13 protein-coding genes and 1 pseudogene are annotated in these 13,872 nt (G+C 70.9%); 9 read left to right on the forward strand and 5 right to left on the reverse strand.

The window, feature by feature from the left end; genetic code table 11:
• Positions 1 to 8: 8 nt before the first annotated feature.
• From AB0L64_RS40860 to glsA, 7 genes are all read left to right on the forward strand, one after another.
• Positions 9 to 497 carry a hypothetical protein gene (locus AB0L64_RS40860; protein WP_363718450.1) on the forward strand — a complete coding sequence of 163 codons (489 nt, stop codon included), beginning with the start codon at positions 9 to 11 and terminating at the stop codon, positions 495 to 497.
• Positions 498 to 505: 8 nt separating this feature from the next.
• Entirely contained in the window at positions 506 to 1,345 is an 840-nt protein-coding gene (locus AB0L64_RS40865; protein WP_363718452.1) for a c-type cytochrome, read from the forward strand.
• Between the two features lie 106 nt (positions 1,346 to 1,451).
• Complete coding sequence (locus AB0L64_RS40870; protein ID WP_363718454.1) at positions 1,452 to 1,934, forward strand: DUF1269 domain-containing protein; 483 nt, start codon at positions 1,452 to 1,454, stop codon at positions 1,932 to 1,934.
• Between the two features lie 27 nt (positions 1,935 to 1,961).
• Positions 1,962 to 3,464 (forward strand): leucyl aminopeptidase, encoded by a 1,503-nt coding sequence (locus tag AB0L64_RS40875; RefSeq protein ID WP_363718474.1) that lies wholly within the window; start codon positions 1,962 to 1,964, stop codon positions 3,462 to 3,464.
• Between the two features lie 3 nt (positions 3,465 to 3,467).
• The gene (locus AB0L64_RS40880) at positions 3,468 to 5,135 is read left to right on the forward strand and encodes an AbgT family transporter (protein WP_363718456.1); all 1,668 of its coding nucleotides are present in this window, start codon (positions 3,468 to 3,470) and stop codon (positions 5,133 to 5,135) included.
• Between the two features lie 9 nt (positions 5,136 to 5,144).
• On the forward strand, positions 5,145 to 6,941 hold the full coding sequence (locus tag AB0L64_RS40885; protein WP_363718458.1) for an SLC13 family permease: 1,797 nt from the start codon (positions 5,145 to 5,147) through the stop codon (positions 6,939 to 6,941).
• Position 6,942: 1 nt separating this feature from the next.
• Positions 6,943 to 7,923 carry a glutaminase A gene (gene glsA, locus AB0L64_RS40890; protein ID WP_363718460.1) on the forward strand — a complete coding sequence of 327 codons (981 nt, stop codon included), beginning with the start codon at positions 6,943 to 6,945 and terminating at the stop codon, positions 7,921 to 7,923.
• A gap of 3 nt (positions 7,924 to 7,926) precedes the next feature.
• Here the strand turns inward: glsA and AB0L64_RS40895 are convergent, their stop codons facing one another.
• The 5 genes from AB0L64_RS40895 to AB0L64_RS40915 all read right to left on the reverse strand — a co-directional run bounded on the left by AB0L64_RS40895 (position 7,927) and on the right by AB0L64_RS40915 (position 12,847).
• Positions 7,927 to 9,027, reverse strand: a complete 1,101-nt coding sequence (locus AB0L64_RS40895) for a trypsin-like peptidase domain-containing protein (RefSeq protein WP_363718462.1) — start codon at positions 9,025 to 9,027, stop codon at positions 7,927 to 7,929.
• A 69-nt stretch (positions 9,028 to 9,096) separates the two neighbouring features.
• Positions 9,097 to 9,303: a hypothetical protein gene (locus AB0L64_RS40900; protein ID WP_363718464.1), complete on the reverse strand. Its 207-nt coding sequence runs from the start codon at positions 9,301 to 9,303 to the stop codon at positions 9,097 to 9,099.
• Positions 9,304 to 9,383: 80 nt separating this feature from the next.
• Entirely contained in the window at positions 9,384 to 11,936 is a 2,553-nt protein-coding gene (locus AB0L64_RS40905) for a LuxR C-terminal-related transcriptional regulator (protein ID WP_363718466.1), read from the reverse strand.
• Between the two features lie 240 nt (positions 11,937 to 12,176).
• The gene (locus AB0L64_RS40910) at positions 12,177 to 12,671 is read right to left on the reverse strand and encodes a flavodoxin domain-containing protein (RefSeq protein ID WP_363718468.1); all 495 of its coding nucleotides are present in this window, start codon (positions 12,669 to 12,671) and stop codon (positions 12,177 to 12,179) included.
• Positions 12,671 to 12,847, reverse strand: a complete 177-nt coding sequence (locus AB0L64_RS40915; RefSeq protein ID WP_363718470.1) for a hypothetical protein — start codon at positions 12,845 to 12,847, stop codon at positions 12,671 to 12,673. The genes AB0L64_RS40910 and AB0L64_RS40915 overlap by 1 nt, the downstream gene beginning before the upstream one ends.
• A 160-nt stretch (positions 12,848 to 13,007) precedes the next feature.
• On the opposite strand from AB0L64_RS40915, the gene AB0L64_RS40920 reads away from it, so the two are divergent.
• Positions 13,008 to 13,283: a DUF1876 domain-containing protein gene (locus AB0L64_RS40920; protein ID WP_363718472.1), complete on the forward strand. Its 276-nt coding sequence runs from the start codon at positions 13,008 to 13,010 to the stop codon at positions 13,281 to 13,283.
• A 112-nt stretch (positions 13,284 to 13,395) separates the two neighbouring features.
• Positions 13,396 to 13,872, forward strand: a pseudogene (locus tag AB0L64_RS40925) (hypothetical protein); the annotation flags it as partial.

Below are 13,872 nucleotides of genomic sequence, written 5' to 3' on the forward strand. Positions count from 1 at the left end.
AAGCGCTGATGAATTCCTTGACCGATGCCGAGCGGCTGCTGATCGCCGAGACGGATCGGGACGCGTTGGGCGCGCTCGACGAGGACGAGCTGCTGGAGCTGCACCAGCGGATCCGGCGGGCGCGCACGAAGTACGTGAAGAACTACCGCCGCGGCGCCAGCCTGTCCGTCGCCACGGCCGGGGGGCGCGGCATGGCCTATCCCACGAACCAGCGGGACCGCGGCAAGGCCGAGCTCTTCGAGGACGCGCTGGCGCGGGTCAGCAGGGAGGTGGCGACGGCCGCCCGGCGGGCCGCGAACGAACTGCGCAGCGAGCGGATCGCGGCGTCGAAGACGACTGCGGCCGGCCCCGCTCCGGCGGCAAGGAGCACGACGTCCCGCCCGGCGCGCGCCGCCGACGGACCGCCGCGCGCAACCAAGACCACTGGTGGTTTGAAGAAGGACGCGTCAACCCGGGCCGCCGGCGCACGCCGCCAGGCCAAGCGCGACAAGAAGTGAGCAGACAGATGGGCGAGGCGACTGACCGGCGACCGCTGCGCAGGCACGGGGCGATGAAGGCCGTCGCGTTGGTGGCCGCGCTGGTGCTGGTCGGCCTGGCGTACTCCGCCGTGGTGCCGAACGGCGCGGCCGGTGCCGATGGGCCGCAGTCCCAGCAGATCGAGGAAGGGCGCCGGCTCTTCGCGGTCGGCTGCGCCAGCTGTCACGGACTGCACGCCGAAGGCGGGACGAACGGCGACGGACGGCAGGCCGGCCCGTCGCTGATCGGGGTCGGGGCGGCCGCGGTCGACTTCCAGGTCAGCACCGGGAGGATGCCGGCGGCCCAGCCCGGCGCCCAGATCCCGCAGAAGCCACCGGTTTACACCGAGGAGGAGACCGCGGCGTTGGCGGCGTACGTCGCCTCGCTCGCCCCCGGCCCGGCGATCCCGCCTCCGGAGGCGTACGACGTGAGCAAGGCGACGGAGTCGGACATCGTCCGCGGCGGCGAGCTGTTCCGGACCAACTGCACGGCCTGTCACAACTTCGCCGGGCGGGGCGGCGCGTTGCCGAACGGGCGCTACGCGCCGTCGCTGATGCACACGTCGCCGCGCAACATGTACCAGGCGATGCTGACCGGTCCGCAGCAGATGCCGGTCTTCTCCGACGCGGTCCTGCTCCCCGAGGACAAGCGCGCGATCATCGCCTACGTGACGCAGTTGCAGCAGCAGGACAACCCCGGAGGCTACCCGCTGGGACGGCTCGGCCCGGTGTCGGAGGGGTTGTGGGGATGGCTGGTCGGCATCGGCCTGCTCGTCGTCGTCGCCGTCTGGATCGGCGCCAAGGTGCCCCGGATCCCCCGTAAAGGGTGAAGCTGCGAAATCACCTCAATCGGTGGAGCCGTCCCACTACCGACAGTTGGTGAAATGAGGCGCTCGGCGCCCCGGGCCGAGCCATCACCCCAGGAGAGGAATCGGCATGACCCATCTTGTGGTGCTCGGCCTGAACAGTCGCGACGACGCCGAGCGGGTGCTCGAGCTGACCGACGACCTCGCCAAGCAGCAACTGTTGCAGCGCGAGGACGCCGCGATCGCCTACAAGGACAGCAAGGGCAAGGTGCGGATCCAGCAGACGATGAACCTGACCGGTGCCGGCGCGGCCGGCGGCGCGCTCTGGGGCACGTTGCTCGGGCTGATCTTCCTGAACCCGCTGGCCGGGTTCGCGGTCGGCGCGGCCGGTGGCGCGATCGCGGGCAAGCTCACCGACATCGGTATCAACGACCAGCTGATCAAGGACGTCGGCCGTGAGCTGCAGGACGACCACGCCGCGGTGTTCCTGCTGGCCAGGTCGGCGACCGTGGACCGCGTGATCGACGCGCTCAAGCCGTTCGGCCCGACGGTCATCCAGACGAACCTGACCAAGGAGCGCGAGGAAGAGCTCGTCCAGGCCCTGCAGAGCTGATCAGCCCCGTCCGGAGGAGACGTCGTGATGATCACCCCAGACGACTTCGACCCGATTCCTTCCACCCGTCGCCGGCCGGCGGTCGGCGTCGGCACCCTGAAACAGGCCGTGGCCGAGGCGGACGCGCTCGCCGTCCCGGTGGCGGTCGGCAGGCCGCCCGCCGAGGAGCTGGGCGTCGACGCCGCGGGTCTCGCGGCGGCCGGCTTCACCGCGCAGCGTGGTCAGACGTTGGTGCGGCCTACGGTGGACGGACCGGTCCGCGTCGCGGTCGGCATCGGTTCGCCGGACCGGCTCGACAGCACGCTGGTCCGGGACCTGGCCGCCGAGTTCGCCCGGGCCGTCCCGTGGCACAAGCGGCTCGCGATCGAGGTCCCCTCCCGGGACTCCGCGCTGCCGGTCGCGGCGTACGCGCAGGCCGTCACGGAGGGCGTGCTGCTCGCCCGCTGGCGGTACTTCGTGGGCCGCGACGCCGAGGAGCCGACACTCGACTCGCTGCTGGTCATCGCCGGCGACGACGAGGCCGACGAGGCCGCGGCGGGTGTCGAGCGCGGCCGGGTGGTCGCCGCGGCGTGCAGCCTCGGCCGTGACCTGGCGAACTGCCCGGCCAGCACGCTGTCCGCGGTCCGGATGGCCGAGGTCGCGCTCGAGGTCGGTCCGGCGGCGGGACTGGAGGTGGAGGTCTTCGACAAGGACCAGCTGATCGAGATGGGGTGCGGCGGGATCCTCGGCGTCAACCGCGGCAGTGTGGACCCGCCGCGGATGGTCCGGCTCCGGTACCAGCCGGCCGAACCCACCGGCCGGATCACGCTGGTCGGCAAGGGCGTCATGTACGACTCCGGCGGCATCAGCCTGAAGCCGAGCGACGAGTCGCACGCGCAGATGAAGAACGACATGACCGGCGCCGCCGCCGTACTGGCGTCGATGACCGCGCTGCGTGCGCTCGGGTGCACGACAGCCGTGACCGGCTACCTGATGTGCACCGACAACATGCCGTCCGGATCGGCGATGAAGCTCGGCGACGTGCTGAGGATGCGCAACGGCACCACGGTCGAGGTGCTGAACACCGACGCCGAAGGACGCCTGGTGATGGCCGACGCCCTCGCCCTGGCGACCGAGGAGCCGGTGGACGCGATCGTCGACATCGCCACGCTGACGGGCGCCTGCCTGCGTACCTTCGGCGTCGAGATCGCCGGCGTGATGGGCAACCACCGGGACGTCGTCGAGCAGTTGCGGCGCGCCGGGGACAGCGTCGACGAACAGGTCTGGGAGCTGCCGCTGCACCGCCCGTACCGCACGCAGCTCGACTCGTCGATCGCCGACCTGACGAACATGGGCGGCGTCAACGCCGGGTCCATCACCGCGGCGCTGTTCCTCGAGGAGTTCGTCGCCGGGCGGCCGTGGGCGCACGTCGACATCGCCGGTACGGCGCAGCTCCCGGCGCCGCGGACCTGGCGGAACAAGGGCGCGACCGGCTTCGGCACCAAGCTGCTGATCGAGTTCGCCCTCGGGTTCACGCGGCCCGGGGACTGAGCCGTGAACGCGAGAGGGGTCGAGGACAAGGACGCCAAACCGGGCGCGATGCAACGGCTGCTGGACGGGATCGAGCGGGTCGGCAACAAGGTCCCGCACCCGGCGCTGATCTTCCTCGCGCTGATCGTGATCGTCATCGTGCTGTCCCAGATCCTGTCCTGGGCCGGCACCAGCGTCACCACCGAGGTCGCCGAACCGGGGACGGCCCAGGTCGCGCCGGAGTACCCCGGGGGCACGAGTGTGCCGGGCAACGACGCCCCGCCGGCGCCGCCCGTGCCGGACTTCGAGGTGCGACACGAGACCATCACCGCCGAGAGTCTGCTGACCGGTGACGGGATCCGGTTCATCTTCACGACCGCGGTCCAGAACTTCAACGACTTCGGTGTGGTCGCGGTCATCCTGGTCGCGATGATCGGCGTCGGCGTCGCCGAGGAGGCGGGCCTGATCGCCGCGCTGATCCGGAAGATGGTGAAGGTCGCACCGAAGGCGTTGATCACCTTCATCATCGTGCTGCTCGGCGGCATCTCCAGCGTGGCGTCCGACGCCGGCTACCTGGTGCTGATCCCGTTGGGCGCGGCCGCGTTCGCGTCCCTCGGGCGGCATCCGCTGGCCGGGATCGCGGCGGCGTACGCCGGTGTCAGCGCCGCCTTCTTCGTCAACATCCTGATCACGCCCGCCGACGGCATCATCACCGAGGTCACCAACGAGACGATCGGGCTGGTCGCGCCGGACGTGGACCTGAACGTCACGCACAACCTCTACTTCAGCATCGCCGCGACGCTGTTCTGCGCCGTGGTGATGACGGTGATCACCGAGCGGCTGCTGGAGCCGCGGCTCGGCAAGTACGACCCCGCCGAGGCGCCGTCCGACGCGCCGGTCGACCACCAGCCGACGGAAGAGGAGCTGCGGCTGGAGTCGCGTGGGCTGCGGTGGTCGGTGTACTACCTGCTGGTCGCGATCGCGATCGTGTCGGCACTGACCTTCATCCCGGGGGCCCCGCTGCGCAACCCGGAGACCGGGGAGATCTTCGGGTCCTCGCCGTTCATGGGCAGCCTGCTGTTCATCATCTCGATGCTGTTCCTGGCCGCCGGGCTCGGCTACGGTCGCGGAGCGAAGTCCCTGACCGGCAGTACGAACGTCATCAACGCGATCGTCAAGACCTTCAACGGGCTCGGCGGGCTGATCTTCCTGATGCTGCTGATCGCCCAGTTCATTGCCTACTTCAACTACACCAACATGTCCACGCTGGCCGCGACCGGGCTGGCCGACCTGCTCGAGCGGGCCGACATCGGCGCGCTGCCGCTGCTGATCGGCTTCATCCTGCTCGTGTTCCTGATCGACCTGATCATGCCGGGCGTGATCCCGAAGTGGGCGATCCTGGCGCCGATCTTCGTCCCGCTGTTCTTCCGGCTCGGCATCGCGCCGCAGACCGTGGTCGCGGCCTACCGCGTCGGCGACGGGCCGGCCAACGTGATCACTCCGCTGATGGTGTACCTGCCGTTCATCGTGCTGGTCTGCCAGCGGTACCGGAAGAAGGCCGGTATGGGCACGGTGGTGTCGATGATGTTGCCGTACACCGGGATCGTGCTGGTCGCCTGGACCCTGTTCTACGTTCTCTGGTACGTCCTCGGGATTCCGTGGGGCCCGGACGCCCCGGTGCACCTCGGCTAGGCGGCGGCGATGGACGACGGGACGCTGAGCCTGGTCATCCTCGGCCTCACCGTTGCGCTGTTCGTATGGCACCGGCTGCCGGTCGAGGTGGTCGCCGTACTGACGGCGCTGGCGTTGTGGGCGACCGGCGTCGTCGGGTTCCCCGAGATCCTCGCGGGTTTCGGGGACCCGGTGGTGATCTTCATCGCCACGCTGTTCGTGGTCAGCGAGGGTATCGACTCGACCGGCGTGACCGCCTGGGCCGGTCAGGTCATCGTGCAGCACGCCGGAACGACGCGGGCACGGGTGCTCGTCGCCATCACGCTCCTGTCCGCGGTGCTGACAGCCTTCATCACCTTGAACGGGGCGGTCGCCGCACTGCTTCCGCTCGTCGTGGTCCTCGCGACGCGCATCGGTGAGTTGCCGTCCCGGCTGCTGATGCCGCTGAGCTTCGCGGGCAGCGCGGGATCGCTGCTGATGCTGACCGGTACGCCGGTGAACATCATCGTCTCCGAGGCGGCCGGGGACGCCGGCGCCGGGCCCTTCGGGTTCTTCTCGTTCGCGGTCGTGGGTGTTCCGCTTGTCATCGGGACCATCGCGATCTCGGTGCTCCTCGGTCCCCGCCTGCTCCCGGCCACCCGGCCGGCGCATCCGGCGGCCGACCTGGCCGTCCATGCGGAGACGCTCGACAGCCATTACGCGCTGACCGACAGGTTCTACCGGTTGCGGGTGCGCGAACTCTCGCCGCTGCTGGGCCTCGGCGTCGAGGAGGTCGACCTCGCGGCGTACCCGGCAGTCACCATCGTGGGCCTGCAGGACGGCCGCGGCCGCGCCCGGACGGAGTCCGCCATCGACGTCGACGACGTGCTCGTCGTGACCGGGCCGAACGACCAGGTGCACAGCCTGACCGCGGACGCGTCGCTGGCCGTCAGTACGACGACGGCCCCCGCGGCGGAGCTGATGAACCGGGAAGCAGGTGTCGTCGAGGCTGTCATCCCGCCGCGGTCGTCGCTGGTCGGCGAAACGGTGTTCCCCGGGATGCTCCGCAGCCGCGACCTGGTGATCATCGCGGTCCAGCGGATGGGCAAGGACCGCGGCAACCGGCAGACCGAGCTCGCCGAAGGCGACGCGATCCTGGTGCACGGGCCGTGGGCCGCCCTGGACGAGCTGATGCGCGATCGCGACGTGCTGCTGGTGGACTCGCCCGAACTCGTCCGCCGCCAGGCGATCCCGTGGGGATCCAAGGCGTCGGTCGCGGTCGCGATCCTGGCCGCGATGATCGTGCTGCTGGCGACCGGCCTGGTCCCGCCGGCGATGGCGGGACTGCTCGCCGCCCTCGCGATGATCCTGACGAAGGTGGTCGTCCCGCGCCAGGCGTACCGGGCGATCTCGTGGCAGATCATCGTGATGATCGGCGCGCTGATCCCGCTGTCCGGCGCCATCCAGTCCAGCGGCGCGGCGGACCGGATCGCCGATCTCGTCATCGACGCGGTCGGCGCAGGCCGCCCGTACCTGTTGCTCCTGGCGCTCTTCGCGCTGACCGCGACGCTCGGCCAGATGGTGAGCAACACCGCCACTGTGCTGATCGTGACACCGATCGCGGTCGCGGCCGCGCAAGGCACGGCAACCTCCGTCAAGCCGGTGCTGATGGTCGTCGCCGTCGCGGGTGCCGCCTCGCTCCTGACCCCGATCTCCACTCCCGGGAACATGATGATCATGAGCCCGGCGGGCTACCGCTTCGGCGACTACTGGCGGCTGGGCATCGTCGTCATGGCGTGGTGGCTGCTCACGGCGCTGCTGGTCGTCCCGCTGGTGTGGCGGTTCTGACATGCTCGACCGGTACGTCTCCACCGGCGGCCTGCCCGGCACCGCCACCGTCGACCGTCTGGTGCGTGCGGCGTACGAGCGGTTCCGTGACGTCGCCGACGGAGCCGTGTCGGAGGTCTACCCGGCGCTGGCCCAGGTCGACCCGGACGCGTTCGGCGTCTGCATCGCGGCGACCGACGGCCGGTGTTTCGAGGCAGGCGACGCGCGGCGGCCGTTCACCATCATGAGTGTCGCGAAGCCTTTCGTGTTCGCGCTGGTGGCTCAGGCGGTCGGTGTCGAAGCGGTGCGGCAGCTGGTCGGGGTCAACGCCACCGGATTGCCGTTCAACTCGGTCCAGGCGGTCGACCAGTCGGAGGGCGGGCGAACCAACCCGATGGTCAACCCGGGCGCGATCGCGACGACCAGTCTCACGCCGGGCGACTCGCCGGACGGGCGCTGGCAGTTCCTCGCTGACGGCTTGTCCGCCTTCGCCGGCCGGGAGCTCGAGCTGGACTCCGGCGTACTGTCGTCCGCCTTGGCGACCAACCATCGCAACCGGGCGCTCGCCGCGCTGCTGACGAGTGTCGGCGGCCTCGCCGGTGATCCGGCCGAAGCCGTCGACCTCTACACGAAGCAGAGCTGTCTGAGCGTCACGGCAGCGGACCTCGCGATGATGGGCGCGACCCTCGCGGACGGCGGCGTGTGCCCCGCCACGCAGCAGCGAGTCGTCGGTGCGGACGTCGCGCGCGTGACCTTGGCCGTCATGACGATCGCCGGCCTGTACGAGACGTCGGGAGACTGGCTGCTCGATGTCGGGGTGCCGGGCAAGAGCGGGATCGGCGGCGGCATCGTCACCGTCTCGCCCGGCAAGGGTGCGCTGGGCACCTACGGACCGCGGCTCGATGCCGCCGGCAACAGCGTCACGGGCGGGCTCGCGGCGCGGTTCCTGGCGAGCAGCCTCGGTCTCGATCTGCTCGCCTCCCAGCCAGTCGCGCCCGTCTGAGCGCTACGGGGCGGCCAGCGTGAGCGTCGTGGTCGCCGGGGTGTCGCCGCGCACATACGACAGCTTCAGGGTGTCTCCGGCCTTCCGGGTCAGCGTCGCCACCACGATCTGCTCGCTGCTCACGGCCGGCTCGCCGTCGATCTGCGTGATGATGTCGCCCGGCCGGAGCCCGGCCGCCACGGCCGGACCGCCTGGGTCGACGGAGAGGACGAACAACCCGGCGCCGGACGGCAGTTCCTGGACCTGGAGCCCGGTGGTCGGATGGCCCGGCCGGCCGGTGGCGATGAGCTGGTCGGCGATCGGTTTCGCCAGGTCGACGGGAATGGCGAAACCGAGCCCGACACTCCCGCCACCGCTGACGCCGGCCGCGTTCGGGACCGTGGCGATGGCGGCGTTGACGCCGACGAGATGTCCCGAGCAGTCCACCAGCGCGCCGCCGCTGTTGCCAGGGTTGATCGCGGCATCGGTCTGGATCGCGCCGATCAGGTGATGGGTCACGTTGTCGCCGGGCACCGGGACGTAGCGGTCGAGCGCGCTGACGATCCCGGAGGTGACCGTGCTGGCCAGGCCGAGCGGAGCGCCGAGTGCGACGACGGGCTGACCGACCTCGAGCGCCTGTGAAGATCCGGTGGCGATGACGGGATAGTCCTTGGCCCCGTCGGCCGCCTTGAGCACGGCCAGGTCGGTGCTCGGGTCGCGTCCGACGATCGTGGCCTCCGAGCTGTGGCCGTCGCTGTACCGGACCGCGACGGAGCCGCCGCCCGCGGCGACCGAGATGACGTGGTCGTTGGTGAGGATGTAGCCGCCCTCCTTGAAGATCTGCCCCGAACCGGTGCCGGCCGCGGCGCCGCCCCGGGCGGAGATCGTGACGATCGACGGCAGGACCTGGTCGGCGACCGGAACGGCCCGGCACATCGCCGTACCGGTGTCGCTGCCGCTGGCCGCCGCGGCGCCGCTGTCCCGCCGTACGGCGATGAAGATCACCGCGGTGACGAGCGCGCCGGCGACGGCACCGGCAATGATCGTGAGCAGCGGCCGGTGTGCGAGACGGCTCCACCAGGCGCGGGACCCAGGGGCCGGCGATCCGGTGTCTGGCTGGGCCATCTCGACCTCCTCGGAAGAGTTTCGTGGCGCGGGGCCACCTCACCCGGTCCGGGTGACCGCGCCGCCGGGTCAGGTGGAGGACGGGATCTGGACCACTTCGATGATCGTGATCCCGAGCGTGTCCAGGTGGTTGAGCACGCCGGTCAGGGCCGACTGGTCCTCGAGATCGCCGTGCAGGACCGTCTGGGCGGGTTCTCGATTCGCCATCAGGGAGGGAAACACCTCGGTCAGCTCCGGCGACAGGTCGCCCTTGACCCGAATCACGTAATGAGCCATGACACTGCCCTCTTCCACGTCCGACAGCATGACTCTGCTGCGTGGACTGCCCGAGAACATCACCCGTGCCGGGGGAGCGGTCAGAGCAGACCGATGGAGCGAGCTGTGCGCAGGGCCGCCGACCGCTTGTCGACGCCCAGTTTCCGGTACAGCGACAGCAGATGTGTCTTCACGGTGTTCTCCGTGATGAACAGCGACTGGGCGATCTCGGCGTACGAGCTTCCCAGGGCCAGTTCGTCCAGGACCTCGGCCTCCCGCGCGGTGAAGCGGATCGTCGCTCCGTTGACGACGGCGTCCAGCGGCCGCGGCGGCTGCCTCGGTGCGACGTCCACGGCCGGGATGACCGGGACGAATCCGCCCCGGGAGCGCCGGTGCGCCTGGTAATGGGAGAGTTTGTCGAGCGCGGTGGACGCGAACGGGTGTGCGGCCGGCGTCCCGGTGTGCCGCTGCAACAGATCCATGAACGCCGGTTCGAGGCCGGCCATCGCGAGCGGGTGCAGCAGGTGTTGCGGGGCGACGTCGTTGAGGAGGTCCGTAAGCGCCTCCTCCGCCGCCGCGTCCTCCTCGATGCGGAGCAGCAGGATCGTACGGAAGGCCTTGACCGACGCGGCGAGCGCCGGATGGACCCCGGGCAGCACCAGCGCGGCGTCCACCGCGTCCAGGGTGCTGCGGACGTCGCCCTCGCCGATCGAGTCGACGGCTTTCGCGAGCGCGGCCTCGGCGGCGTTGCCGGAGCTCTCGAGGACGCCGATCTGCGCCGCGACCGAGGCCCGGTCACCGACCAGGACCGCGACCCACAGACGCAGCAGCGCCAGGTCACGCACCAGGAACGACGGCATCGGCCCCGAGTTCGGCGGGTCGGAGGCCAGCTGCAGGCGGGCCTCGTCGAGCTCGCCGTCCTCGATCACCGTGATCGTCCGCAGCGTCTCCCGCAGCGCGGCGACGAGGATGTCGGTGCTCGACGCGTCCACCGCCGTCGTCGCGTGGTGCCAGCGCCGCGCCTCGTCGAGATCGAGGCGGTTGAACGCAGCCAGCCCGAGTACGAGCTGCGCCCGCACGACGTACTCGTCCGACAACCCGTGGCTCGCCGCGGCGTCGAGGGCCGACTGGGCCGATCGGGCGGCGCTCCCGGCCTGGCCACGGGTCAGCTCGAGGACCGCCCGGTCCGCCAGCCCGGCAGCGACCAGCTGGGGATGGTGTGCCATCCGGGCGGTCACCAGGACGTCGTCGAGGTGGCTGAGCGCGTCGTCGACGCGATTCGCCAGCATCTCCGCCTCGGCGAGCTCGACGAGCAGCCAGGCCAGCCGCTCCAGCCCGATGATCGCGCGCCGGTCGCTCTGGCCCCAGGCGCGGTCGAGCAGCCCCTTGGCCGCGTCGATCGCGTCGTCGACGTCGTCCCAGCCGAAGCGTGACTGCCACAGGCGCAGCAGCAGGACGTCGGCCTCGAGAGCGCTCTCTTCCGGGCCTGACCCGGCTGCGGACAGCAGTGCGGTGGCGCGGCTCGCATCCATCACGGCCCCGGTCAGATCGCCGGTCAGACGCCGAAGGATCCCGCGGACGCCGAGCAGATGCGGGTGCGTGTCGACGTAGTCGTCCGGCAGCGCGTCGAATGCCCCCGCCACCAGGTCGAGGTCGCCGGCCGCCAGGATCGCCGGACCGTGGTCCAGCAACGTCCGGGCGATCAGAACCGGTTCGGCGGCCGCGAGTGCATGCCCGAGCGCCCGGTTGGCGTCGCCGTGATGCTCGAAGTAGACAGCGGCCCGGCGGTGCGCCGCGAGGACGCGTTTCGCATCATCGGAGCCGACCGCGACGAGGCGTCTGAGCAACTCGACCAGCAGCGGGTGGTAGCGGTACGTCGTCCCCGTGTCGGGCTCCTCGCCGTACGCCGTGACGAGGAGACCGCTGGCCGCCAGGTCGGCGAGCAAGGCCCCGGCGTCCTTGTCCCCGCTCAGCACGGTGGCGAGTCGCGAGGTGACGTCGGGCTCGCCGAAGGTGCAGACCAGGACGTCCTGGGTCCGCTCGTCGAGCATGTTGAAGCTCTCGCCGAGCAGGAGGTCGAGCACCGGCCGTTCGGTCAGCACCGGCGTCTGCGCGTCGCCCGAACCCCCGATCGCGCGCGCTCCGAGGACCAGCGCCGCCGCCCAGCCCGCGGCCTTCTCCTGGAGCAGGTCGACCTCGGCCTGGCTGGCGCCCGCGGCGTGGGCGCGGACGAGGGCGGCCGCCTCGGCGTCCCGGAAGAGCAGATCCCGGGCGCGCAGGATCGTCGCCATGCCGTGCACCTCGAGTTCGACGACCGGCAGCGGAAGGTCGTAGCGACTCGCGATCAGCAGCCGGAGGTGACTCGCGGCGCCCGGCAGCAGGGCCGCCAGGCGAGCGGACAGCTGCTCGAGCGCGCCGGCGGGCAGGAGATGCGCGTCGTCGATGATCACGAGCTCCGAGTCGTCCGCGGGCAGCAGCAACTCGTCGAGCGACGCCGGGACGCCGGTCGCACTGATCCAGCGGATCGGGCTTTCGGACCGCGCCGCCCAGTCCGCGAGCAGGACGGTCTTGCCGGTTCCGGCCGGCGCCACGAGCATCGTCAGCGGTTGCCGGAATCCCCGGTCCAGCGCCCTGTGCAGACGCTCGCGGGTCACCAGCGTTCGTGGCGGGCGGGGCACCGGGCCCGAAGGAGGGCGCACGGTTCGGTGAGTCGACCGGCGACCGGCCACCTCCGGTTGCGGCGCCATCGCCGTCCGCCTCCCCCCTGAGACTCGTCGCCTGTCCAGCTCCGCGGTTCGCTCGCCACCTCTCCGATCGAGATTAACTGGTCCGGATCGATTGCGGGAGGCATCGAGCCCGCGCGGTAGGCCGGCGTGGCGGGGGTGATTGACGGCTCAGTTTTCGGCGGTGGCCGGTAGGGAGGCGGCGATCTCGTGCGACCAGGCGCGGATCTCGGCCCAGTCCCTGGAGTCGGTGGTGAGGCGTTCGAGGTCGGGGTGGTGGACGACCGCGTCGGGCTGGAGATTCCCGGCGAACGTCTCGATCGGGGGTGCGGCGACCAGGCGGGCCAGGCGGGCCACATCCGGCGGGACGGGCTGGTCCTGGTGGCTCGTGATACCCACCGGGCCCGAGTGGAACAGCCACACACGCCGGGTGCGCAGCCGGCGCTCATGCCGGCGGAGGAAGCGGACGGCCTCCGGCAACCAGTGCCCCTGGTAGATCGCGCTGCCCAGGACGACCACGTCGTACGGCGTGACCGCCTGGACGGCGCCGAGTTCGCGGACGTCGACCTGGAGACCGGCCGCGCGGAGTTCGGAGCCGACCGCGGCGGCGATCCCGGCGGTCGCACCCATCTTGGTCGCGTAGGTGACCAGCACCTTCTCGGACATCAGCGGCTCCTTCTCGTGCTTTGCCCGGCTCCCTCCTCGGCCTGGCGCCGTTCCTTGTAGAGCTCGGCGCCGAGGTGCCGCAGGACGGCTTGTTCGGCCACGGGCGAGCTGTACCGCCGGCGGGCGGCGGCGCGTCGGGCGTCGGCCTGGGTGCGGTGCTTCTCGAAGTCGCTCATGGCTGCCTCCTCTCTTACGCCTCCAGCACACGCCCGGCCGGGTCCGCGCGGCAGGGCAGAAGTTCCCGCGCTTCAGGTCCGGACGGCCCTGGCAGGTGGCCGGCGGTCCTCCGAAGATGGCGGGGACAGCGGAAGTCTGCCGGGGCGGAAGGACGAGATCATGATCATCAGCAGGCGATGGCGGGTGGACATCTACGTCGACGAGCACGAGGACGACCGGACCACGCGGGCGGAGGCCCGGTTGCACACCGGGGACAACACCCGCCTGGTCGGGACCGGAGCCGCGCACCGGAACCCGACCGACACCGAGATCGCCGAGATCGGCGACGAACTGGCCGTCGCGCGGGCGCTGTCGGACCTGGCGCACAAGCTGCTGCACGCCGCGGCCTCGGACATCGAGGCGATCACCCACGAGCGCGTTCGCCTGCACGGCTGACGCCGACCGGCCCGTTCCGATCGGGACGTTGGCCTCTGGGGTGCGTAGGTGACCCGTTCGACCCTCATCTGCATCGCTGCCGTTCGGCGGCGGTGCAGAAGGGGGAAGAACGATGAGATTCAAACGGGCGTACTGCGTCATCGTTGGGATCGCCGTTCTGCTGCTGGGGGCGGGAACGACGGCCGGTGCCAGCCGGGCACCGACAGCAACACCGGCGACCACGACAGGCATTACGATCGATCCGGCATCGGAGGACCCGGGGGAGTCCCAGTTCGTGCCGGGCGCGAGCAACGTCGTACCCGCGACGGCGGCTCCGGCCACGGACATCGGCACCGCGGCGGTCCAGAGCCTGGCGGCACCGTTCTACGCGTGCCCCGGCTACAGCGGGCTCGAGAAGACGAATCCGTTGGCGAACCTGTACGCCGACAAGTTCACCTGGGGACCGTACGCGGCGTACAAGGTCGGTAACGGCGGCGGGAACATCAACTGGGCGTTGAATCCGTACAAGAACGCCAGCTGGTACATGTGGTTCCACTCGCTTCGTTGGCTCGGCCAAGGAATCGTCGCGGCGGGCCAGGGCAACCTGACC

Source organism: Kribbella sp. NPDC051936 (assembly GCF_040680955.1).
In the GTDB taxonomy this organism is placed as follows: domain Bacteria; phylum Actinomycetota; class Actinomycetes; order Propionibacteriales; family Kribbellaceae; genus Kribbella.